This is a genomic window from Pedobacter kyungheensis (genome assembly GCF_000812965.1).
Taxonomy (GTDB): domain Bacteria; phylum Bacteroidota; class Bacteroidia; order Sphingobacteriales; family Sphingobacteriaceae; genus Pedobacter; species Pedobacter kyungheensis.
Window position 1 is genome coordinate 64,085 of sequence record NZ_JSYN01000023.1, and the last position, 25,017, is coordinate 89,101.

Consider the following 25,017-nt stretch of genomic DNA (forward strand, 5'->3'; position numbering starts at 1 on the left):
AAACATGGTCATGAAAAAACTTATCATATTATCATCATTGGCGCTTTGTGCCACCGTATTTTTTACCAATTGTAAAAAAGTATTGGAGAAACAAGATCTGGGCAGCTTTACTGCAGATCAGGTTTATAACGATTCAACTACTGCAACCCTGAGCATTAATTATGTATATAGCCAGAACCAGCCGGGTTGGTTTGGTAATGTTGGAGGCTTAAGTGCTTCTGTAAGTGCACTATCAGATGAGCAATCGGGAGATAATGTATTTACACGCGGTACCGCTACCATTGAGTCGGTTACCGATTTAGGCAACATAAATACGGCAGGTAACTACTTTAAAATCCGTACCATTAACATGTTTATCAGGGATATTAATGCAGGAACCCTGGCACCAGCTGTTAAAAACCGTTTTACTTCACAGGCCGTTTTCTGGAGAGCTTTCCGTTATTTCGAATTGGTTAAGTTATATGGTGGTGTTCCCTTGGTTTTAACCCCTTTGGATGCCGTTGGCGATGAAGCCAAACAAGCTGCACTTTTACCCAGAAACACCACATCCGAAACCTTTGCCCAAATTGTAAAGGATTTAGATACCTGTATCAAATACTTACCAAACAAATGGCCCAACAATGCCGATTATGGCCGCATTACCAAAGGTGCTGCAATGGCTTACAAAGGCCGGGTATTGCTTTATTGGGCAAGTCCGGAGTTTAATCCTACCAACGATATTACCAGATGGCAGGCAGCCTACAAGGCTAATGCTGATGCGGTTACCAATTTAACGGCAAATGGTTTTGGTTTATATGCCAAATGGGATTATTCGATGTGGACCACAGAAGGCAGCGCAGGTGGCAGTACGCCACGCAATCCCGAGGCTGTTTTCGCCACACAATACAATACCGGTCAAACCGATATTGGTCAAAACAATTCGACTTATCCAAATGCTACTGTACCTAAATATATTGGTACATCTGGTGGTTCTAACCTGCCTACCTGGGAAATGGCTATGGCTTTTCCGATGAAAGATGGTAAAGATGCCGGTACTTCAACCAAATACGCTTACAACTTAAATACTTTTTATAAAAATCGTGATCCTCGATTCGACCAGACTATTGCTTACAATGGTTGTAACTGGCCATTACTAGGTAACAACAACTACCGTTTGTGGACCTATTATTTCACCAAAACCACGGGCCTTACCTCTACGGAAAGTGCCGCTACGGCCTCTGGATTGTATTTAAGAAAAGGTATTGACCCAACTTTAACACTTACTTCTTTCCCGAATGCAGGAACCGACTGGATTGAGATCCGTTACGCAGAAGTATTGCTTAACCTGGCCGAATGTGCAGCAGAAATCAGTAATATTGGCCAAGGACAAGAAGCTTACGCCAATCTGATTGCATTGAGAAAAAGAGCAGGAATTGAAGCAGGAACCGATGGTTTATACGGTTTAAACGCCGGAATGACTAAAGATCAGCTGGTAACTGCCGTGATGAAAGAAAGACAGATTGAGCTGGCTTTTGAAGGTAAACGCTTTTGGGATTTAAGGAGAAGAAAATTATTGGAATCGACTTTAAACGGTAAAAAACGAAATGGGGTAACCATTACATTAAAAAATACCGGCACAAACTCCGATTATATTTTAGCCACGCGTGATGCTGCTGCAAATACAGATTTAGATGCATTTTACACAGCTAATTTTACAGTAACCACCAAAACGCTTGATTCATACAACATCAATTATCAGGCTGGTGTTTACTTTTTCGGTATCCCAACGGCATCTATCCAGAGTAATGTTAATCTCTTACAGAACAATACCTGGGGTGGTAGTTTCGATCCGCAGAAATAAGAAGGAATTGAGCGGTTTGCTCATCGCTCATGTTTTTTAATTGGTTTGAAAAAGGAAACATTAATTTGTTTCCTTTTTTCATTTAAGAATGTTACATTTATATATGAATTTTATTTCTATCTTGTAACAGGGTTGAGAGATTGAATTTGATTTGTTACAGGTATTTTCGCCAATTGGTAATATCATACAAAACAAAGCCAAAATTATACAGTAAACCACCCCAATTAGCATGCAATTTTGAAATATAATATACTTTCTAACCAAAATACTAACAACGGATAAACAAAGAAATGAGCCGCAATTTTTAAAAAATTTGTTCTGGCATTCCTGCTAACCAAAAATATTTGCGTAAATTCTTTCGCTTCCCAAACAAGCAAAACACAAATGAAAAAGAACCTTTTAAATCTGTTGCTTGCAACAGCATTAACGCTCCCGGTAAATTATGCATTTGCGCAATATCCCAAAATCCCTGAAGATGTAAAAAAAGCATCCGATTCGATGTTGAAAGAAGCTTATCGTCAATCAGACATTGCCTGGGAAAAAGCCAAACCCATTATGGAGAAAGAAGCTAAAATGGGTAAACCTTATATTCCGTGGGCAGGTCGCCCGAACGATTTACCGCAATCAGAACTTTTGGCCTTTCCGGGAGCTGAAGGTGGTGGCGCTCACAGTTTTGGTGGTCACGGCGGAAGGGTGATTGTAGTTAAGAATTTAAACGATAGCGGTCCGGGTTCTTTGCGTGATGCCTGTGAGCAGGGCGGAGCCCGCATTGTGGTATTCAATGTTGCAGGCATTATCCGCTTAAAAACACCTTTAATCATCCGTGCACCTTATATTACCATTGCTGGCCAAACGGCACCTGGCGATGGGGTTTGCGTAGCCGGTGAATCGGTATGGCTAAATACACACGATGTAATTGTACGTTTTATGCGCTTCAGAAGGGGCGAAACTTTTGTTGGCCGCAGAGATGATGCCATTGGTGGAAATCCGGTAGGTAACATCATGATCGACCACGTTTCGGCCAGCTGGGGATTAGATGAGAACATGTCGATGTACCGCCACATGTATAACGACAGCACAGGCAAAGTAGAAGAAAAGCTGGGCACTGTGAACATCACCATCCAGAATTCAATCTTCTCAGAAGCATTAGATTACTGGAACCATGCCTTCGGCAGTACTTTAGGCGGCGAAAACTGTGCTTTTATGCGTAACCTTTGGGCTGATAATGGTGCGCGTAATCCGTCAATTGGCTGGAACGGTATTTTCAACTTCGCCAATAATGTGGTTTTCAACTGGAACAACCGCTCTACAGATGGTGGCGATTATACTGCACAATACAATATTATCAATAACTTTTATAAACCAGGACCGGTTACCGAATTGGGCGACCCGATCAGCTACCGCATTTTAAAACCAGAATCAGGCCGCAGTAAATTGCCTTATGTGGTATTTGGAAGGGCTTATGTAAATGGCAACATTATCGAAGGGAATGAAAAAGTAACCCGCGATAACTGGGCTGGTGGTGTGCAGATGGAAGATAAAAAAGGTGGCTTAATGTCATTCGAAACCGCAAGTAAATATTTCCCGGCAATGAAAGCACAAAAACCTTTCCCAATGCCAAAAATCAGTATTATCCCAACGCTGCAAGCCAAAGATTATGTATTGGCAAATGCTGGCGCTACTTTACCTAAACGTGATCCGGTTGATACACGTGTTGTTAAGCAGGTGGCAACAGGTAAAATTGAAGTACATCCTGATGCCAAACCTTCAGCCTTCCAGTTCGAACACCGCAGGCTAAAAGGCGATTCGTACAAACAAGGTATCATTACCGAAATTTCACAAGTAGGTGGTTATCCGGAATATAAAGGAACACCTTACAAAGATTCAGACGATGATGGTATGCCTGATGCTTACGAGATCAAAAATGGCTTAAACCCTAAAGATGCTTCAGATGCCGCTAAAATTACCAAAAGCGGTTATTCGAACATTGAAGTTTATTTAAACAGTGTGGTTCCGGTTTCAATTGTAACACCTAGCACCAAATAATATGCGTACCTGGAGCTCAATTTTCAGCATAATGGCCATTTGTGCCATCGCAAATACAGCCTTTGCCCAGTATCCGGTTATACCCGTGGCGATGGAAAAGAAAGCCGATTCGCTTTTAAACAGCATAGAAGAGCGATCAGAACTTCAATTCCTAAAAGTAAAACCGATTGTAGATGCGGATGCCAAACATGGCAAACCCTACATTCCATGGGCAGCTAAACCAAGTGATTTACCTCAATCTAAACTCGTAGCCTTTCCGGGTGCCGAGGGCGGTGGTGCTTATTCATTTGGCGGTCGGGGTGGTAAAGTTTACGTGGTAAGCAACTTAAACGATACCGGCAAGGGCAGTTTACGTGAGGCCTGCGAACAAGGCGGCGCCAGAATTATCGTCTTTAACGTTTCGGGAATTATCAGACTAAAAACCCCTTTAATCATCCGCGCACCTTACATTACCATAGCAGGCCAGAGTGCCCCGGGTGATGGTGTTTGTATTGCCGGCGAGTCGGTTTGGATCAATACCCATGATGTAGTAATTCGTTACATGCGTTTCCGCAGGGGTGAAACCGATGTTACCCGCAGAGACGATGCCATTGGCGGCAATCCGGTAGGCAATATCATGATCGATCACGTTTCGGCCAGTTGGGGATTAGACGAAAACATGTCGATTTACCGCCATGTTTACGATAAAAAAGACGGTTCGAAACCAGAAAAACTGCCTACTGTAAATGTAACCATTCAAAACTCTATCTTTTCGGAGGCTTTAGATACTTACAACCATGCTTTTGGCAGTACCATTGGCGGTTTAAACAGTACTTTTATGCGTAACCTTTGGGCTTCCAACATCAGTCGTAACCCATCTGTGGGTATGTATGGCGATTTTGGTTTTGCCAATAATGTAGTTTTTAACTGGTGGAACCGCAGTGCCGATGGTGGAGATAACAACTCGTTTTACAGTTTCATTAACAACTATTATAAACCCGGCCCAATTACACCGGCCGGCGAACCGATTTCTTATCGTATCTTAAAGCCAGAATCGGGTAGGGATAAGAAATTTGCAAACGAGTTTGGTAAGGCTTACATTACCGGAAATATTACCGAAGGCAACCCTAAAGTAACCCAAAACAACTGGGATGGTGGGGTACAGCCGGAGAGTAAACGCGATAAGCAGAAACTGCTCGATTCGATGCGTGTAGATAAGCCCTTGCCAATGGCTAAGATTTCGATCATCGACACCAAAAAGGCTTACGATTATGTACTGGCTAATGCCGGTGCAAGCTTACCTGTTCGCGATGCGGTAGATCAGCGCATCATTAAACAGGTAGCTACAGGTAAAATTGAGCATGTAGAAGATGGTAAATTACCCGCGAAGCAAAGTTATGTGAAACGCCGTTTACCAGCCGATTCCTATAAACAGGGAATTATCTCTGATATTGCACAGGTTGGTGGTTACCCGGAATATAAAGGAAAACCTTACACAGATACCGATAACGATGGCATTCCGGATGCATGGGAAAGTAAACACGGCCTCAATCCGAAAGATGGAAAAGATGCTGCAAAAATTACCGCTTCGGGTTATGCCAATATTGAGGTGTACTTGAATAGTTTGGTTGATATAAATAAAGTAAGGCCATAGCCAAATCGTCATTGCGAGGTACGAAGCAATCTTAAAGCGAAAGCTACAGTAGTAGGATTGCCTCGTACTTCGCAATGACGGAATAATAACAAAAACATAAATGCCAAAAACTAACCATATATTAAAGGCAAAGCCATTCAAAACCTTACCAATCCTGGTAATCGCTTTTTTGATTAGCCATGCATCCTTTGGCCAGAAAACCAAGCCAGTTGAGCCACCTAAACCTATTTTTAAAGGGAAAGATGGTAAAATGGCTTACACGTCCGATGCTCAGGGCAACCGCATTCCCGATTTTTCTTATGCCGGTTATATGGCTGGTGAAAAAGACATTCCTACAGCAACGGTTAAAATTGTGGTTCCTTTGGTTGAAGGTGACGCCACAGCTTATATCCAACGGGCCATTGATATGGTTTCGGCTATGCAGCCGGGCAAAGATGGCTTGCGTGGTGCTGTTTTATTGGAAAAAGGAACTTATCAGGTTGCAGGCACTTTAAAAATAGCGGCTTCAGGTGTCATCATCAGGGGCAGCGGAATGGGAGCAGATGGAACCAAGATTTTCGCCACCGGTTTAGATCGTATCGGCGTAATCAGGATTTTGGGTAAAAATGATAAGATACAGGAAGCAGCAGTGGCTATTACGGATGCTTATGTACCTGTAAACGCTACTCAGCTTGCCTTAGCTAACGCCGGTGGTTTTAAAGTGGGCGATAGGATTACTATTCAACGTCCATCTACAAAAGAATGGATTGAAACGCTTAAAACCGTTGAGTTTGGTGGAGGTGAAAGCGCTCTAGGTTGGAAACCCGGCACCAGGGATATTTTCTGGGACCGCAAAATTACCGCCATCAACGGATCGACCATTACTTTCGATGCGCCCATTACCACAGCACTCGACGCTAAATTTGGTGGGGCAACTGTGTCTAAATACAAATGGAATGGCCGGATTGCACAGGTTGGCGTAGAAAACCTGAAACTCGAATCTGATTTTCGTAAAGACAATATTAAAGACGAATACCACCGCTGGACAGCCATTTGCCTTGAAAATGTGGAAGATGCCTGGGTACGCCAGGTAGTTTTCGAACACTTTGCAGGCTCGGCGGTGAATGTACTGGCCAGTGCCAAAAGAATTACCGTTGAGGATTGTAAATCGTTAGCGCCAATATCAGAAATTGGTGGCGAACGCCGTTATACCTTTTTAACTACCGGACAACAAACACTTTTCCAAAGGCTATATTCAGAATATGGCTACCACGATTTTGCGGTGGGTTTCTGCGCTCCCGGCCCAAATGTTTTTGTACAATGCCAGTCGTACCTGCCATTTTCTTTCAGCGGAGCTTACGATAGCTGGGCTTCTGGTGTATTGTTCGATATCGTAAATATCGACGGACAGGCACTAAGTTACTTAAACCGCGGACAGGATGGTCAGGGAGCCGGATGGAGTGCCGCCAACAGTGTTTTTTGGCAATGCAGTGCGGCCAGGATGGACAATTATCAGCCACCAACTGCTCAAAACTGGGCTTTTGGTACCTGGGCTCAATTTGCAGGCAATGGTTATTGGGATATGTCTAATGAGCAGATCCAGCCACGCAGTTTGTACTACGCACAGCTGAAAGACAGAGTAGGTAATAGTGTAGATGCCAGAACTTTTGTACTTCCGGTTGAAACAGAAGCATCGAGCAGTCCACCGGTTGATGTGGCATTGAAACTGACGAAATTAGCCTATAAACCTGCTTTAACCTTATCCGAGTATATCGATTCGGCCACCGAAAGAAATCCTATTCCTACGGCAAAAGGTCAGGCCAAACTGGTAACCAGCGAAGGCTTCCATCGTAGTAACACCATACAAACTGCAGGTGTAATGGCTGTTAAAAATGGCTGGCTAACCCGTGGAAATGAAATTGTACTCGGCGACAGACAAGATGTACCCTGGTGGAACGGAAGCGCCCGTCCTTATGGATTAAAAAACACCAAATTTCACATTACCCGTTTTGTACCCGGGCGTGAGGGCAATGGTTTAACCGATAACCTCGATGATATTACCGATTCGATGCAAAACGGTCCGGTAAAAATCCTCGATCACAATTATGGCCTCTGGTACGATAGGAGAAGAGACGATCACGAACGTATCCGCAGGATGGACGGCGAAGTTTGGGCACCTTTTTACGAACTTCCTTTTGCCCGTAGCGGACAAGATAAAGCCTGGGATGGTTTAAGTAAATACGATATTACCAAATACAATCTATGGTATTGGGATCGCTTAAAAACCTTTGCTAACCTGGCCGACCAGAAAGGTCTGGTACTCATTCACGAAAATTATTTTCAGCACAACATTATCGAAGCTGGTGCGCACTACGCTGATTTTCCATGGCGTACGGCCAACAACATCAACAGCACAGGTTTTCCTGAACCCGTTCCCTATGCCGGCGATAAACGGATTTTCATGGCCGAGCAATTTTACGATATCAGCAACGAACACCGCAGGGCCATTCATAAAGCCTATATCCGCAAATGCCTCGAAAATTTTGATGGCAATTCAGGCGTTATCCAGCTTATTGGTGCCGAGTTTACTGGCCCTTTGCATTTTGTGCAGTTCTGGATCGATACCATTAAAGAATGGGAAAAAGAAACTGGCAAACACCCGATTATTGGCCTGAGTGTAACCAAAGATGTGCAGGATGCGATTTTGGATGATCCGGAGCGTGCCAATGTGGTTGATTTAATCGATATCCGCTACTGGCACTATCAGGCCGATGGTACTGCTTATGCGCCTCAAGGTGGCCAAAGTCTGGCGCCACGTCAGCATGCACGCTTGTTAAAACCAAAGAAAACCTCTTTTGAAGAAGTTTACCGTGCCGTTTCCGAGTATAAAATCAAATTCCCGGAAAAAGCGGTAATCTATTCGGGCGATAGTTACGATAGTTTCGGCTGGGCCATTTTAATGGCAGGAGGTTCATTGTCCAACGCCGATCTGATCGATAAAGCAACTTTAAACCTGATTTCGGGCACCAAACCTTTTCTTCCGGCAGGAAAAAATGCCAAACAATATGGTTTGGAAAATACCGGAAAAACTTATGTGTTATATAATGCTTCGGCTGAGGCATTAAGTTTAGATCTGAGTAAAGCTACCGGAAAGTTCAGTGTAAAAATATTGAACCCAAAAAATGGTAAAGTGCTGAAAGAAGAGAAAATAAATGGAAATGCCGTGTCCAAAATCAGTAAAACTGGTGCTGGCGACGAGCTCATCATCATTAACAAAATTTAGTTATGACCCTTAAATCTAAAATATTCCTTTTATCCCTGGTTTCCCTGCTGGCTTTTGGCTGTAAGGAAAAGCCACATTTTGGCGATAAAAGCTTGCTGGTTTCGGAAAATGGAAGGTATCTAACCACTGGAGATGGCAAACCTTTCTTTTGGCTAGGCGATACTGGTTGGTTGCTGTTTGGCAGATTAACTCGCGAGGAAGCCGAAACCTACCTGGAAGACCGGAAGCAGAAAGGTTTTAATGTGATCCACGTAATGGTCTTGCATGACGTACCCTCGCGCAATGTGTATTTAGATTCGTCGGTTGTACATGGCGATGTAGCCAAACCCATGCTTACCCCGGGCAATAATCCGAAAGATTCTGTAGCCTACGATTACTGGGACCATGTAGACTATATTGTAGATAAAGCCGCCGAAAAAGGCCTTTACATGGCGCTGGTGCCCGTTTGGGGAACCAATGTTAAAGCTGGCAAAGTAAAGGAAGCACAGGCCAAAAAATATGCAGAATTTTTAGCCAAAAGATACCGCGAAAAATGGAATATCATCTGGTTAAACGGTGGCGACATTAAAGGTTCTGATGGATTGAAAGTTTGGAATACCATTGGACAAACCTTACGTGCAAACGATCCGAATCACCTCATTACCTTTCACCCAAGAGGAAGAACAGCATCTTCGCAATGGTTTCACAATTCGCCATGGAGTGATTTCGATATGGTGCAATCCGGCCACCGCCGTTATGAGCAGGATACTTCGAAGAACGAAAAGTTGCATTACGGAGAAGACAACTGGAAATACATTGAAGCCGATTACAAATTAAAACCGGCTAAACCAACTATTGATGGCGAGCCTTCGTATGAAGATATTCCGCAAGGGTTGCACGATACCACACAACCACGCTGGGTAGCTGCAGATGTGAGAAGATATGGTTACTGGTCGGTTTTTGCTGGCGCCTTTGGTTATACATACGGCCATAATTCGGTAATGCAGATGTATAAGCTTACCGATAAAAAACCAGCATATGGCCCTAAAGATCCCTGGAATATTGCTTTGAATGCTGAAGGTGCAAGCCAAATGCAATATTTAAAAGCATTAATGCTTTCGCACAGTTATTTCGACCGTGTACCCGACCAAACGTTAATTGCAGGCCAAAACGGCGAAAAATATGACCGCATTTTAGCAACCCGGGGCGAAGATTTCGCCATGTGTTATACCTACACCGGTAGAAATTTCAAAGTACAAATGGGTAAAATTGATGGCGATGATGTAAAAGCATCGTGGTTTGATCCACGCACCGGAAAAATTACTCCAATTGGTGAGTTTGAAAACAAAGGTATTCATGAGTTTAACCCTCCTGGCGAAGCCGCAAATGGCAATGATTGGGTGTTGGTTTTAGAGAAAATATAAATTACCGTCATTGCGAGGAAGGATGACGAAGCAATCTCAAAAAAAGATTGTCATTAAGAGAATCTATCGCGATCGTCATCCTGATCCGATAGCTATCGGATGGGAATCTTAAGGCATTTGTATTCAGATTCCCGCTTTCGCGGGAATGACGATCCTGCAAGTAAACGTGGCGTCAGATGTTACCATCTGATGCTGAAAAGAAACAAATAAAAGTGCCAGATAGCTATATCTGGCACCACGATAAAGAAAGAAAGTGTTAAAATTAAAGTTCATATCATCCTTACGCTTAGCCATTTTAGGCCTGGCACTTTGCGGATTAACATCCTGCACTAAACAGGCTTATTTGTTTACCTCATTCCACGAACCAGCCACAGAAGGCTTACGCTTGCTGTACAGTTACGATGCTTACCACTGGACCGATTTAAACAAAACCTTTTTAAAACCAACAGTCGGAACTCAAAAAGTATTGCGCGATCCATCCATGGTTCAAGGCCCTGATGGTACTTTTCACCTCGTTTGGACTTGCAGCTGGAAAGGCGATAAAGGTTTTGGCTATGCCAGTTCTAAAGATCTCATTCACTGGAGTAAACAGCAATTTATTCCGGTAATGGAAAACGAACCTAAAACCGTGAATGTTTGGGCGCCAGAGCTTTTTTACGATGAAGAAAATAAAGAATATGTAATTATCTGGGCATCTACCATACCTTTCCGATTTACCAAAGGGATAGAAGAAGAGGACAACAACCACCGGATGTACTCGGTTACGACAAAGGATTTTGTAACCTTTTCTCAGCCTAAACTATTTCTCGATCCCGGATTTAGTGTAATTGATGCGGTAATTGTTAAACGCGAAGCAAAAGATTATGTACTGGTTTTGAAAGACAATACCCGGCCTAACCGCAATTTAAAAGTGGCTTTTGCCTCATCTGCTTTAGGCCCGTACACGAATGTTTCTGAAGCTTTTAGCCCGAAATTAACCGAAGGGCCAACTGTGGTAAAAACCGGAAAAGACTGGCTGATATATTTCGACGCTTACGGGCAAAAAAACTATTCGACCATGAAAACAGCTGATTTTAAAGCCTTTAAAGATATAACCAGCGAAGTTTCAGTACCGGAAGGGCATAAACACGGTACTATTTTAAAAGTGAAGAAGAAAGTGATTGAAGATTTATTGAATAATAAGTAATTCGTCATTGCGAGGAGGTACGACGAAGCAATCTTACAACGATGGGGCTTTATTCCTACTGCACCAAGATTGCTTCGTTCCGATGAAAAATCGGAAACTCGCAATGACGTAGAACATAAATTAAAATGAAAATACAACAGATATTTGGTTTAGCTATCCCACTTGCATTGGCACTATCTACTGTGCAGGCACAGGATACCGTGCGCTATACCGGCAAAACCCTGGTTAATGCCGATTATCACCACGGGCAGCTAACACCCGTTGTTGGTGTACACAGCATCCAAACTTTCCGTGCAAACCGTGAGCATCCAGAGCTGGCCGAGAACTTTGGCTGGACTTATAACCACGCACCCATGCTGGCTTATTGGAACAACCGCTTTTATGTAGAATATTTAAGCGATAAAGTAGGTGAAAGCATCCCGCCAGGACAAACTTTGCTGCAATCGTCAAAAGATGGCTACACCTGGACCAAACCCGATGTTATTTTCCCTGTTTACCGGATTCCGGATGGCACCACGAAAGAAGGACGTACTGATGTAGCCAAAGATCTCGATGCGGTAATGCACCAAAGAATGGGTTTTTATGTTTCGACCAAAAATGTTTTTCTGGTACTGGGCTTTTATGCCATTAGTTTCGATGCCAAAGATGATCCCAATGATGGACATGGCATTGGCCGGGCTGTACGCGAAATACAGGCAGATGGTAAGTATGGCCCGATTTATTTCATCCATTACAATCCAGGCTATTCTGAAAAGAATACCAAATATCCATACTACACCAAAAGCAAAAGCAAAGCTTTTATTGAAGCCTGTAACGAACTGCTGGCGAATAAATTAATGACCCAGCAATGGAACGAAGAGGCCGACCGGAAAGATCCGCTAATTACTTTGCAAAAACAATACAAAGCCTTCAGTTACTATCATTTACCCGATGGTCGTGTAGTGGGGCTATGGAAGAACGCTTTAACCGCCATCAGTACCGACAATGGTAAAAGCTGGCCTGAAAGTGCATTCCGTGCGCCTGGTTTTGTAAACAGCAATGCCAAAATCTGGGGGCAAAAAACCAGTGATGGCCATTTTGCAACCGTATATAATCCATCCGAATACCGCTGGCCACTGGCCATCTCAACAAGTAAAAATGGTTTGGATTATACTGACCTTTCATTGGTAAATGGCGAAATCACGCCAATGCGTTATGGCGGCAATTATAAATCGTATGGTCCGCAATACGTTAGGGGTATTGAAGAAGGTAACGGAAAACCTGCCGACGGGAAGCTTTGGGTAACCTACAGCATGAATAAAGAAGATATCTGGGTTTCAGGCATTCCGGTACCCGTAAGCACAACGGTTAACAGCCATGTAAACGATGATTTCAGTAAAATGCCTGCCGACAAAGCTTTGGCTTTGTGGAATATTTACAGTCCACTTTGGGCACCGGTAAAGGTAGAAGATGGCAATTTAGTACTAAAAGACAAAGATCCTTTTGATTATGCAAAAGCCGAACGCGTATTTCCGGCCTCAAGTAAGCTAAGTACTTCTTTTTCGGTTAGCCCTAAGCAGGATAATTTCGGTTTACTGGAAATTGAGCTGCAAGACGATAAAGGTATGGCTACCGTGCGTTTAACTTTTGATACCGCAGGTGTACTAAGTGCAAAAGCTGGTGCGCGCTACAAAAATTTCTTAAAATATAAAGCTGGTGAAACCTACGATATTAAGCTAAAACTAACCACGGCGAATCGTTTTTACACCATTACTGTTAACGGCAAAGATGTACTTACCAGTCTGGCTTTCCAGCCAGTAGCCAATGTTTCGCGCATTGTTTTCCGCACGGGCGATGTACGCCGTTTCCCGGATGTAGACACCCCAGCCGATCAAACCTACGATTTAAAGAACGCAGGAGAGGCCGAGAAAAAAGAAGCAGTTTATCTGATTAAATATTTAAAAACGGAGGGATTATGAGGCAGTTTGCAGTTTTAAGTTCAAAGTTGGCAGTTTTGGCTGCATACCCTTCCAGCGCGTTCGTCATTCCCAACTTGATTGGGAATCTTAAAGCTAATTGCATTAGGATTCCTGTGCAAGCGGGAATTGCGGCACTAATTATTTTCCTCTCATTTTTCTCTTTCTCCGCCAACGCCAAAATCCTGTTGCCACAAATCCTCTCCAGCAACATGGTTTTGCAACGCGATAAAGCTATCAATATCTGGGGCTTTGCAGCAGCGGGCGAGCGGGTAACCGTAACTTTCGCCGGGCAGAAAAAAGAGACCCTTACCGACAAAAACGGAAACTGGGCAGTAGTTTTAAATCCATTAAAAACAGCTGCACAACCGCAAAGTATGCTCATTTCGGGTTCTAATACCATCGAGCTAAGCAATATTCTGGTTGGCGAAGTATGGCTTTGTTCCGGTCAATCGAACATGGAGTATGCCATGCGCAAACTGGCTAAAATCCCGAAGCCGAAAAATGAAAAACTGGGCTTTCCTGCTGATGAAGTAGCACAGGCCAAAAACAAGCAGATCAGGATTTTCCTGGTAAACAGAAAAACTTTAATCAAACCCGATTCCATTCATAAAAGCTGGAGTGTAGCCGAAGATTCTGCCTTGCGTGCCTTTTCGGCTGTAGGTTATTTCTTTGCCAAAGAGTTGCAGCAAAAACTGGGTGTTCCGGTAGGGGTAATTTCTTCTGCAGTGCCCGGCAGTGCCATCGAACCCTGGATTTCGGAAAAGGCATTTGCTGCTGAAGCCTATTTTAAAGACAAAAAAGTAGGCAACGATCCGGGTAAATTTTATACACCTATGATTGAGCCACTTACCAAATTTAAAATCAACGGTTTCTTATGGTACCAGGGCGAAACCAATTGCTTTTTAAACGAAAACATCAGCTATGCTTATAAAATGAAAACACTGATTAGCCTTTGGCGCAAAGCCTGGGGCGAAAGTAATTTGCCTTTTTATTATGTGCAGATTGCGCCTTTCGATTACAGCAAACAAAAAAGCGATAAAGTAGTACCAACTACTGAAACTGAACCTGCTTTCTGGGAAGCACAGGAACAGATTTCACGTTTGCCGAATACGGGAATGATTTCAACATCCGATTTAAACGATAATGGTAGTGACTTACACCCAACCTATAAATGGGAGGTAGGCAGACGCCTGGCACTTTGGGCTTTAGCCAAAACCTATCACCAAAAAATAGATTTTTCAGGTCCAATTTATCAAACAGTCACTTTTAAAGCGAACCAGGCCATACTCGATTTCGAACATTTAAACGCAAAAGCTTCAGGTCCTGTTAGCGGCTTTACCTTGGCTGGAGCTGACGGGAAATTTGTAGCCGCCAATGCAGAAATTAAAGCCGGCAAAGTGTGGGTATCGGCCAAAGAAGTGGTGCAACCTAAGGCGGTACGTTACAACTGGGCAGAAAACCCTTCGGGGAATTTTTACAGCAACGGCTTGCCCGCTTTACCTTTTCGAACTGATAATCCACTAACCCAGCAATTTAAAATCAATTAATGTTAAAACGATCATCACTATTTCTTTGCTTTATTTTACTGTTTTGCCTGGCTAAGGCACAACAAACAGAGAAATTATATCTATCGGGTACGGGGAACGATCATACCGTAAACTGGGAATTCTTTTGTACCGAAGGCATGAATTCGGGCAAATGGACAACTATTCCCGTTCCTTCAAACTGGGAGCTACAAGGTTTTGGAAAATACAATTACGGTTTCAATAAAGAAGAAAATAAAGGCAAGGAACAAGGACTTTATAAGTATAAATTCAATGTTCCTGCTGGTTGGAAAAACAAACAGATTAATATCGTTTTTGAAGGCTCCATGACCGATACTGAGGTTAAAATCAATGGCCAGCTGGCCGGAGAAATTCATCAGGGATCATTTTATGTGTTTAAATATGACATCACCAAACTCCTTAAGCTGGGTAGCGATAATTTACTTGAAGTAAAAGTAGCTAAACATTCTGCCAATGAATCGGTTAACAATGCCGAACGCAAAGCAGATTTTTGGATTTTTGGCGGTATTTTCCGTCCGGTTTACCTTGAGGTTTTACCCCAAAGCCATATTGAACGGATACAAATCGATGCACGTGCTAACGGAACATTGACGGCTAATCTTTTCACTACAGGCGATGCTGATAAAATTGCTGTTCAGTTAACAGATGCCAAAGGAAATAAATTTGGCAGCAGTGCTTCTTTTAAAATTACCGGTAGCACAACAAGCATAACTCAAGCTTTTAAAAATCCGGCGCTTTGGTCGTCAGAATTCCCCAATTTATACACCGCTACTTTTATGCTCAGTAAGAATGGAAAAATGCTCCATACCCTTACCAAAAAAATAGGTTTCAGAACGGTTGAAGTCCGTGAGCGCGATGGCGTATATGTTAACGGCGTAAAAATGAAATTTAAAGGGGTAAACCGGCATTCGTTTTATCCTTCATCTGGCCGTACCACCAGTAAAAAAATCAGTATTGCCGATGTGCAGCTAATGAAAGAGATGAACATGAATGCCGTTCGCATGTCGCATTACCCGCCCGACGGTCATTTCCTCGACGTTTGCGATTCGCTTGGCCTCTTTGTAATGGACGAACTGGCCGGATGGCACGGTACCTACAACACAGCCACCGGCACCAAATTATTTAAAGAAATGATGGCCGCAGATGAAAATCATCCATCCATTATATTTTGGGCCAATGGAAACGAAGGTGGACACAACCGGGAACTCGATCACCTTTTCCCTGAAAACGATCTACAGAAACGCCCGTTAATCCATCCATGGGAGGTTTTCGGTGGCTTTGAAACCACGCATTACCGTGAGTATAATTACGGTATCGGCAATTATGATCATGGGCACAACATATTAATGCCTACAGAATTCCTGCATGGCATGTGGGATGGTGGCCATGGCGCTGGGATAGAAGATTACTGGAACCAAATGTGGAACAACCCGCTTTCTGCTGGTGGCTTTCTTTGGGATTTTGCAGATCAGGCTGTGGTACGCACCGATAAAAATGGCATTTTGGATACTGATGGCAACCATGGTCCCGATGGGATTGTAGGGCCATACCACGAAAAAGAAGGTAGTTTTTATACCATTAAAGAAGTTTGGAGTCCGGTATTTATCGAAAAAAGAGAAATCACCGCTGCATTTGATGGTACTTTCCGTCTCGAGAACAGGTATGCCTTTACCAACCTGAACCAATGCAGTTTTGAATGGAAGTTAAAAAAATTGAAAACCGACGGTTCCGAAACAGATTTCAAAGCCGGCAAAGCAGATGCACCTGATATTAAACCTTTGGAGAAAGGAAAATTACAAATCAAACTTCCGGCAGACTGGAAAAATTTCGATGCACTGTATCTAACCACTAAGGATGTTTATGGCAAGGAATTATTTACCTGGAGTTTCCCGATCAGCCTACCAAAAGATGATGCTGCTAAACTGGTTGTAACCACCGGATCATCAAAAGTGAACCTCAAACAATCGGCTACGGTTTTTGAAGTTTCGACTAATGGCATTCAGTTAACCTTCGATAAAACAAACGGTCTGCTACAAAAGGTCGAGAATACCAAAGGAATTATCCCATTTAACAACGGACCGGTTTTACAGGAAGGTGTAAATAACTTTAAAAATTTCACGACCAGAATGGATGGTCAAAACCTGGTCATCGCTTCAACCTTCGACAGAAAAGATAGTTACAACACCCTGGAATGGACTATTTATCCTTCAGGATGGTTAAAAATGCAGGTAAAATATTTCCCTTCGGCATATTTTACCACTTTCGTTGGCTTAAATTTTTCTTATCCCGAAACAGAAATGAAAGGGGTAACTTACAAGGGTAACGGACCATACCGTGTTTGGAAAAACCGCATGAAAGGCACCCAACTAGGCGTATGGAAAAAAGATTACAATGATTCGGCAACCGGAGAACCACCGTGGCAATACCCTGAATTTAAAGGCTATTATGCCAATATGTACTGGTGCGATTTTATTGGGAAGACACAAAATTTCAGGGTAGTAACCGATCGGGAAGATGTTTTTTTAAGGCTGTTTACCCCGAAGAAATCGAAAGACACAGAATACGATAACATGAGTCCGACTTTCCCGAATGGCGATATTTCTTTTATGAATGGAATTTCGGCCATTGGTACCAAAACACAAAAACCAGAAACCACTGGCCCGATGGGCATGAAACATGTGTTTTACGATTTTGAAAAAGAACCCGCGAGAGCGTTGGATATGACTTTGTATTTTGATTTTTCTAATCCAAACACGTCATTGCGAGGAGGTACGACGAAGCAATCTAATTAGAAAAACAAGAAAAAATAGCCCGCAGATAGCGTTGATGAACGCAGATAGGAGAATTTTTATCTGCGAAATTTGTGAAATCGGCGGGAGAAACATTAAAGCTTAAATGAACATTAAAATTTATATAACGATTATCAGCATTTGCTTCCTATCCTTTTCAAAAGGGATGGCACAGGTATCGTTGCGAAGTTTAACTTGCGAAATGCTTGAAAATCCGTTAGGCATTGATGTTTTAAAACCACGTTTGGCATGGCAAATCACTTCAAAAGAAAGAAATGTGATGCAGACAGCTTACCAAATTTTAGTGGCCTCAACCGCTGAAAAACTGGCTCAAAATGAAGGAGATCTCTGGAATTCAGGAAAAGTAAGCAGTGATGAATCTATTCATGTTGCATACAAAGGAAAAAAATTAACCAGTCGTATGAAAGCCTACTGGAAAGTTAAAGTTTGGACAACTGCAGGTGAAAGCGAATGGTCCGCCACTAATTCGTGGACCATGGGCTTGCTCAACTACAAAGACTGGCCAAAAGGTTGGATTGGTTTCGATCGGGCCTTTCCATGGGATAACACCAAAACCGACTCCCGTTTATCGGCACGCTATTTCAGAAAGGAATTTCAAAACACCAAAAAAATAAAATCCGCCACAGCTTCGATTATTGGTCTGGGTTTGTACCAACTTTATCTGAATGGCAAAAAAGTAGGTGAGGAGGTACTCACTCCTTCACCAACAGATTACAATAAAAACGTGAAATACAATACCTACGATGTGACCACTTATTTGCAGGAAGGGAAAAATGCAGTCGGTGCCATTTTAGGAAATGGTCGTTTCTTCGCCATGCGGCAAAATGAAAAACCCTATAAAATCAAAACTTTTGGTTTTCCTAAAATGCTGCTGAACATCCATATTGTTTATAGCGATGACAGCACAGTCAATATCGATACGGATGATAGCTGGAAAGGCACCGCCGATGGTCCCATCCGTGCAAATAACGAATACGATGGCGAAGAATATGATGCCACAAAAGAAGCTGCCGGTTGGAATAAAGCAGGTTTCGACGACAGCAAATGGCTGAAAGCAGAATTTGTACAGGAACCTTCGGGAACCATCGAAGCGCAGATGAACGAAAACATGCGGGTGATGAATACGCTCAAACCGGTTGCTGTTAAAGCAATCTCTGGCGGCAGATTTATTCTCGATATGGGTCAAAACATGGTTGGCTGGTTACAAATTAAAGTTAAAGGCCAAAAGGGCAAACAATTGAAAATGCGTTTTGCCGAATCCCTGCAGGAAAATGGCGAGTTATTTACGGCAAACCTGCGCAATGCCAAATGCACTGATTTATACACTTTTAAAGGAAGCGAACCAGAATTATGGGAGCCCACTTTTGCCTATCGCGGCTTTAGATATGTAGAGCTATCTGGCCTTAATTACACGCCAAACCTCAGCGACTTTGTTGGAAAAATGATCTACGATAAAATGAATACTGTAGGCACTTTCGAAACGTCAAATGCATTAATCAACCAGATCTTTAAAAATGCCTGGTGGGGTATCGCCGGAAATTACAAAGGTATCCCGATTGATTGCCCGCAACGCAACGAGCGTATGCCCTGGTTAGGCGATAGAGGTGCTGTTGCGCATGGCGAAAATTTCCTTTTCGATAATGGTCGTTTTTATGCTAAGTGGCTACAGGATATCAGGAATGCACAGAAAGAAGATGGTGCCATCCCCGATGTTGCCCCTGCATTTTGGCGCTATTACAGTGATAATATGAGCTGGCCGGGCTCTATTGTGCTCATTACCGAAATGCTTTACAAGCAAACGGGCGATGTGGGTGCCGTGACTGAAAATTATCCGGCCATCAAAAAATGGTTGCGTTATATGCAGGACCGTTACATGAAGGATGGCATCCTCACCAAAGACAGTTATGGCGATTGGTGCCTGCCACCGGCAACGATCGAAGCAGGCAGGGGCAAAAGTGCTGATAAAAAGTATCCTTCCGAACTAATTTCGACTGCTTACTACTATCATTTTACGCAAGTGATGATGCAGTTTAGCAAGATAAGTGGGAATGAGGGTGATTACAAAGATTATGAGGCCCACGGCGAGAAAATAAAAGCTGCATTTAACCAGAAATTCTACAACGAAAAAGGCTTTTATGGCAATAATAATTTAACAGACAACATCATTCCGCTCTATTTCGGAATGGTTCCTGAAAAACATATCGATCAGGTTTTCAAAAATATAGTGTATACGGTTGAAGTAACCAATAAAGGGCATTTAAGCAATGGTTTGGTTGGGGTGCAATGGTTAATGCGCTGTTTGAACGATTACGGCAGACCTGATTTGGCTTATACCATCGCTACACAAAAAACTTACCCCAGCTGGGGTTATATGATCGATAACGGTGCAACCACCATTTGGGAACTCTGGAATGGCAATACCGCTGATCCGAAAATGAATTCGCAAAACCACGTGATGATGCTGGGCGATTTACTGATCTGGTATTATGAAAACCTGGCTGGTATTAAGACCGAAAGTCCGGCTTTTAAAAAAATTAGCATGAAGCCAGAAATAGTCACTGGATTAGACCATGTAAATGCGAGTTATCAATCAAGTTATGGATTAATTAAAAGCGACTATACCAAAAACACAGATAAGTTCACCTGGAAAGTAAGTATCCCGGCCAATACCAGCGCTACACTTTATATTCCGGCAAAAAATAAGCAAGCAGTTACAGAAAATTTAGGTTCAATAAAGGATTTAAAATTTATAAAATTAGAAAAAGACAGAGCCATTTATGAGGTGGGCTCAGGCGATTATGAGTTTGTGGTAGAACGTTAAACGACAAAATAAATCATGGTTTGTGTGGACACAAACCATGGCGCAAGAACAAATCGTCATTGCGAGGAGGCACGACGAAGCAATCTTTCCAGCAAAATAGATTGCTTCGCCTGATGAAAAATCAGTCTCGCAATGACGGGTAAACTAAATATAGATTATGAGAAAGATTTTAAGATTATCTATGCTGTTAAGCTTACTGATCACTTCAGTAAACGTTTTCAGTCAAACCAAAGACATTGTTGTACCTGAAGATATTTTAACCAAAGCCAAAGAATGGGTTTCAGCTTTAAATTTAACTGATGCAGGCAAAAGAACATCGGTCGAAAACATCATTGCCCTTCACTTAACAACGGTTAAGGATTGGCATAACGATCACCCTTCATCAACAGTTCCTGATGGGATAAATCCGGTAACTGGAAATAAACTAAGTGATCTCGATAAACAGATCATTGCCGATTCGGCCATGCCTGCAACTGTGCACAAAGCATTGATGGATGGCTTAAACCAATATTTATCAGCTGATCAGGTAGAAACAATTCTCGATAAATACACCATTGGCAAGGTAGCTTTTACGATGAAAGGTTATAAGGCCATTGTTCCCGATTTAACGGCTGATGAAGAGGCTAAAATACTCGCTTTCTTAAAACAGGCAAGAGAGCAGGCCGTAGATTATAAAAACATGAAACAAATTTCGGCCATTTTCGAGATTTACAAAACCAAATCAGAGCAATTGCTTAACAACAATGGCAGGAGCTGGAGAGCACTTTACAGCGCTTACACGAAGAAAATTAAAGAAGAAAAAGCAGCAAAAGCAAAACAGTAATAGATGTACCGTCATTGCGAGGAGGTACGACGAAGCAATCTATCTAGCAAAAAAGATTGCTTCGCCTGATGAAAAATCAGTCTCGCAATGACGAAAACTAATAAATATGATATTTAAAAGAATTTTAACCATAGCCGCAGTAGCTTTCGCGCTTACTGCCAACGCCCAGGTAGAAAAATGGCAAACCGGAATAGTGAAACAGGAGTTTTTATACGCTAAGGCTCCGTTTCCATCCTGCCACTCAGCTACCATTGCCGAAACACCGACAGGCTTAGTGGCCTCGTTTTTTGGAGGCACCAAAGAAAGAAATCCCGATGTAGAGATTTACATCAGCCGTTTTATTGATGGAAAATGGCTTGCACCGGTTTCCGTTGCCAGTGGTATTTTGGCCGATGGTAAACGGTTACCAACCTGGAACCCTGTTTTGTACCAGGTGCCGGGTGGCGATTTATTGTTGTTCTATAAAATCGGACCTAAACCATCTGAATGGTGCGGCATGATGCGCAGCTCAAAAGATGGTGGTAAAACCTGGTCGGATGCTACAAAACTGCCAAATGGCAATATCGGTCCTGTTAAAAATAAGCCTGTTTTATTGAGCAACGGAAATCTCTTCGCCCCATCCAGCCGCGAAGGCGATGGCTGGAAAGTACATTTCGAGGTAACCAAAGATAATGGCAAAACCTGGCGCACAGTAGGACCATTACAGGAAAATGGCATTAAAGCCATCCAACCCAGTATTTTACAGTATGGAAAAGGTAAACTCCAGATTTTAGCGCGTACCGCAAACCGCGCAATTGCCGAATCATGGTCTACAGATAATGGCGAAACCTGGTCACCGCTTACCAAAACCACTTTGCCCAACAACAACTCGGGTACGGATGCGGTTACGCTGAAAGATGGTAGGCAGGTATTGGTTTATAACCACGTATTGCCTCCGGGCGATTTGGCCAAAGGTGCGCGCACACCTTTAAATGTTTCGGTTTCTAAAGATGGTAAAACCTGGTATGCTGCACTGATTTTAGAAGATTCGCCCATAAGCCAGTATTCATATCCCGCTGTAATCCAAACGGCTGATGGCATGCTGCATTTCATTTATACCTGGCGGAGGGAGAAAATCAAACACGTAGTAGTAGATCCCTCAAAATTAAAGTTGAAGAAAATCGAAAATGGTATTTGGCCAAAGCTAAAGGGATATACTGCACCGGTAATTACTGAAACTAAAAACGAGGAGGGTTAAAATGATAAATTTATTTAAATACGTCCTTTCGAGCGGAGTGCAACGCAGTCGAGAAATCTGTATAAGTAGATTTCTCCATTTCGCACCTGGCGAAAAGCCGGCTGGCTTCAGTCAAAATGACGATCGACTGAGTGGTTATCAAAGAAATGTTATTATCTTATTGCTGTCTATTCTCTCATTTACCACTTTTGCCCAAACTCAAAATTCAGATCACGCATACAAAAAGCCTTTATTAGAGGTGCTTAAGGATATTGAAAACCGTTACCACGTAAAAATCAAATATGCCGAGCCCCAGATAAAAGATAAATGGGTAAACTATGCCAACTGGCGTTTTCGGGCAGATGTAGATGAAACCTTAACCAATGTGCTTACCCCATTGGATATGAAGGTGAACAAAGAGAAAGCTGGCGTTTACAAGCTCAAAGAATATGAATATTACCGCTGGGAAGTACAGGATGGCTGGGCTTATCTGGATAGTTTAGCTTCCAAATACAGTGATCGGGCCAGCTGGGAAAAACGGAAAGCATTGATTAAACCTCAGCTTTTTGAGGCTTTGCAATTATCTCCTTTACCGGCCAAACCCAATTCAAAGCCCATTATTACCGCAAAGCGGATTTTTGATGGCTATTCAGTAGAAAATATAGCTTTAGAGATTTTGCCCGGCGTTTGGATCAACGGATCACTTTATAAACCATTAAATATCAAAGGAAAAATACCGGTTATCTTAAGTCCTGATGGACATTGGGAAAAACAACGTTACCGTCCGGATTGCCAGATTCGCTGTGCCATGCTGGCGCGTATGGGGGCTATGGCCTTTAGCTACGACCTTTTTGCCTGGGGCGAATCGATGCTGCAGTTCAAGTACGAAGACCATAGAAAAAGTTTATCACAAACCGTGCAAACACTAGGTGGGATCCGCATTTTAGACTATTTCACGTCACTAAAAGAAACCGATACCAACCGGGTGGCCATTAGCGGTGGTTCGGGCGCTGGCAGCCATTGTATTTTAATGACTGCAATAGATAACCGCATTAAACTCAGTGCGCCTGTGGTGGCCATGTCATCCTACTTTTATGGCGGCTGTCCGTGCGAAAGCGGGATGCCCATTCACCAATGTGGGGGTGGAACAGATAATGTTGAACTTGCGGCAATGGCTGCTCCACGACCACAACTGCTCGTATCAGATGGTAGCGACTGGACTGCACATACTCCTGAACATGATTTTCCTTACCTGCAAAAAATGTATGGTTACTATGGCGTAAAGGATAAAGTAGAAAATGTGCATTTACCAGACGAAAAACATGATTTCAGCCCGAATAAGCGTATTGCACTTTACGATTTCCTGATTAAATATTTCAAAATCAATGGCAATGCCGTTAAAGACAAAGCCGGAAAGTACGATGAAAGCAAGGTAACCATCGAAAAAGAAAATGCTATGTATGTTTTTGGCGATAAAGGTGAAAAACTGCCTAAAAATGCTGTAATGGGTTTTGAAAACCTGCAAAAATTGTTTCCACAAAGCCAGAATTAAATGATGCAACACCAGAACAGAAGAACTTTTATCCAACATCTTGCCTTAATTGGTGGGAGCTTAATGTTGCCCAATGTTTTGCTGGCTGCAACCCCAAAGCGCAGATACAAAGTGGCCGTAATTGATTTAATGATCCTCAAACGCCAGAAATTAAGCGCTTTAGAGCTGACCAGTGAAATTGGTGCCGATGGATTGGAAATTGATATGGGCGGGCTGGGCGACCGGGAAACCTTTGATAATAAACTGGCTGATCCGGCCATCAGGCAACAATACCTTGAAAAAGCAAAAGCACTTAACCTCGAATTTTGTGCCCTGGCCATGACCGGCTTTTATGCCCAGTCTTTTGCCAAACGCCCGACCTATCAAAAAATGGTGCAGGATTGTTTAGATACTGCCAAAGCCATGCAAATCAAGGTTGTCTTTTTGCCGCTTGGCATACAAGGCGATTTAGTTAAAAATCCCGAATTAAGGGCGCCGATTGTTGAACGCTTAAAAATTGCAGGTAAAATGGCTGCTAAAGCAGGGGTGGTTATCGGTATTGAAACTTCACTCGATGCAAAAGGTGAACTACAGTTGCTGAAAGAAATCAATTGTAAGCACATCAAAAGCTATTTCAACTTTTCGAATGCAATTAAAAATGGTCGCGATTTACATCAGGAACTAAAAATACTGGGGCGAAAAAACATCGTTCAAATTCATGCGACCAACGAAGATGGTGTATGGCTCGAAAATGACCCAAAAATTGACCTCAAAAAGGTAAAACAAACTTTAGATGAAATGGGCTGGAGTGGCTGGCTGGTTATAGAACGCAGTCGCGATGCCAAACAACCTACCAATGTGAAGTACAACTTTACAGCCAATACCAAATACCTGAAATCTATTTTCCAAGCCGGATAACCCTT

14 protein-coding genes are annotated in these 25,017 nt (G+C 42.7%); all 14 read left to right on the forward strand.

Annotated features, from left to right (window positions below; genetic code table 11):
* Positions 1–10 precede the first annotated feature (10 nt).
* The gene (locus OC25_RS18390) at positions 11–1,840 is read left to right on the forward strand and encodes a RagB/SusD family nutrient uptake outer membrane protein (RefSeq protein WP_039479235.1); all 1,830 of its coding nucleotides are present in this window, start codon (positions 11–13) and stop codon (positions 1,838–1,840) included.
* Positions 1,841–2,224: 384 nt separating this feature from the next.
* The gene (locus OC25_RS18395; RefSeq protein ID WP_039479076.1) at positions 2,225–3,886 is read left to right on the forward strand and encodes a pectate lyase family protein; all 1,662 of its coding nucleotides are present in this window, start codon (positions 2,225–2,227) and stop codon (positions 3,884–3,886) included.
* 31 nt (positions 3,887–3,917) lie between these two features.
* On the forward strand, positions 3,918–5,519 hold the full coding sequence (locus OC25_RS18400) for a polysaccharide lyase (protein ID WP_245222058.1): 1,602 nt from the start codon (positions 3,918–3,920) through the stop codon (positions 5,517–5,519).
* A 100-nt stretch (positions 5,520–5,619) separates the two neighbouring features.
* Positions 5,620–8,781 (forward strand): DUF6298 domain-containing protein, encoded by a 3,162-nt coding sequence (locus OC25_RS18405; protein ID WP_052266305.1) that lies wholly within the window; start codon positions 5,620–5,622, stop codon positions 8,779–8,781.
* A 2-nt stretch (positions 8,782–8,783) separates the two neighbouring features.
* Positions 8,784–10,184: a glycoside hydrolase family 140 protein gene (locus OC25_RS18410; protein WP_039479082.1), complete on the forward strand. Its 1,401-nt coding sequence runs from the start codon at positions 8,784–8,786 to the stop codon at positions 10,182–10,184.
* 253 nt (positions 10,185–10,437) lie between these two features.
* Positions 10,438–11,370, forward strand: coding sequence for a glycoside hydrolase family 43 protein (locus OC25_RS18415; protein WP_245222059.1), 933 nt, complete (start codon positions 10,438–10,440; stop codon positions 11,368–11,370).
* 125 nt (positions 11,371–11,495) lie between these two features.
* The gene (locus tag OC25_RS18420) at positions 11,496–13,328 is read left to right on the forward strand and encodes a sialidase family protein (protein WP_039479084.1); all 1,833 of its coding nucleotides are present in this window, start codon (positions 11,496–11,498) and stop codon (positions 13,326–13,328) included.
* A gap of 113 nt (positions 13,329–13,441) precedes the next feature.
* Positions 13,442–14,875, forward strand: coding sequence for a sialate O-acetylesterase (locus OC25_RS18425; RefSeq protein WP_245222061.1), 1,434 nt, complete (start codon positions 13,442–13,444; stop codon positions 14,873–14,875).
* Positions 14,875–17,685 carry a glycoside hydrolase family 2 protein gene (locus OC25_RS18430; RefSeq protein WP_052266306.1) on the forward strand — a complete coding sequence of 937 codons (2,811 nt, stop codon included), beginning with the start codon at positions 14,875–14,877 and terminating at the stop codon, positions 17,683–17,685. The genes OC25_RS18425 and OC25_RS18430 overlap by 1 nt, the downstream gene beginning before the upstream one ends.
* Positions 17,686–17,848: 163 nt before the next feature.
* Entirely contained in the window at positions 17,849–20,524 is a 2,676-nt protein-coding gene (locus tag OC25_RS18435; protein WP_483414140.1) for an alpha-L-rhamnosidase, read from the forward strand.
* A 157-nt stretch (positions 20,525–20,681) separates the two neighbouring features.
* Positions 20,682–21,347, forward strand: coding sequence for a DUF3826 domain-containing protein (locus OC25_RS18440; RefSeq protein WP_039479088.1), 666 nt, complete (start codon positions 20,682–20,684; stop codon positions 21,345–21,347).
* Positions 21,348–21,453: 106 nt separating this feature from the next.
* Positions 21,454–22,584 (forward strand): sialidase family protein, encoded by a 1,131-nt coding sequence (locus OC25_RS18445; protein WP_039479090.1) that lies wholly within the window; start codon positions 21,454–21,456, stop codon positions 22,582–22,584.
* Between the two features lies 1 nt (position 22,585).
* Positions 22,586–24,115, forward strand: coding sequence for a DUF4974 domain-containing protein (locus OC25_RS18450; RefSeq protein ID WP_245222065.1), 1,530 nt, complete (start codon positions 22,586–22,588; stop codon positions 24,113–24,115).
* A complete protein-coding gene (locus tag OC25_RS18455; protein WP_039479091.1) occupies positions 24,116–25,012 on the forward strand; it encodes a sugar phosphate isomerase/epimerase family protein in 897 nt (298 codons plus the stop codon).
* Positions 25,013–25,017 lie beyond the last annotated feature (5 nt).

Excerpts from the sequence above, each read along its gene's own strand:
- OC25_RS18405 (WP_052266305.1), top strand. The coding sequence starts at position 5,620 with ATGCCAAAAACTAACCATATATTAAAGGCAAAGCCATTCAAAACCTTA.
- OC25_RS18440 (WP_039479088.1), top strand. The coding sequence starts at position 20,682 with ATGAGAAAGATTTTAAGATTATCTATGCTGTTAAGCTTACTGATCACT.
- OC25_RS18450 (WP_245222065.1), top strand. The coding sequence starts at position 22,586 with ATGATAAATTTATTTAAATACGTCCTTTCGAGCGGAGTGCAACGCAGT.
- OC25_RS18390 (WP_039479235.1), top strand. The coding sequence starts at position 11 with ATGAAAAAACTTATCATATTATCATCATTGGCGCTTTGTGCCACCGTA.
- OC25_RS18395 (WP_039479076.1), top strand. The coding sequence starts at position 2,225 with ATGAAAAAGAACCTTTTAAATCTGTTGCTTGCAACAGCATTAACGCTC.
- OC25_RS18445 (WP_039479090.1), top strand. The coding sequence starts at position 21,454 with ATGATATTTAAAAGAATTTTAACCATAGCCGCAGTAGCTTTCGCGCTT.
- OC25_RS18420 (WP_039479084.1), top strand. The coding sequence starts at position 11,496 with ATGAAAATACAACAGATATTTGGTTTAGCTATCCCACTTGCATTGGCA.
- OC25_RS18455 (WP_039479091.1), top strand. The coding sequence starts at position 24,116 with ATGATGCAACACCAGAACAGAAGAACTTTTATCCAACATCTTGCCTTA.
- OC25_RS18435 (WP_483414140.1), top strand. The coding sequence starts at position 17,849 with ATGGCACAGGTATCGTTGCGAAGTTTAACTTGCGAAATGCTTGAAAAT.
- OC25_RS18400 (WP_245222058.1), top strand. The coding sequence starts at position 3,918 with ATGGCCATTTGTGCCATCGCAAATACAGCCTTTGCCCAGTATCCGGTT.
- OC25_RS18430 (WP_052266306.1), top strand. The coding sequence starts at position 14,875 with ATGTTAAAACGATCATCACTATTTCTTTGCTTTATTTTACTGTTTTGC.
- OC25_RS18410 (WP_039479082.1), top strand. The coding sequence starts at position 8,784 with ATGACCCTTAAATCTAAAATATTCCTTTTATCCCTGGTTTCCCTGCTG.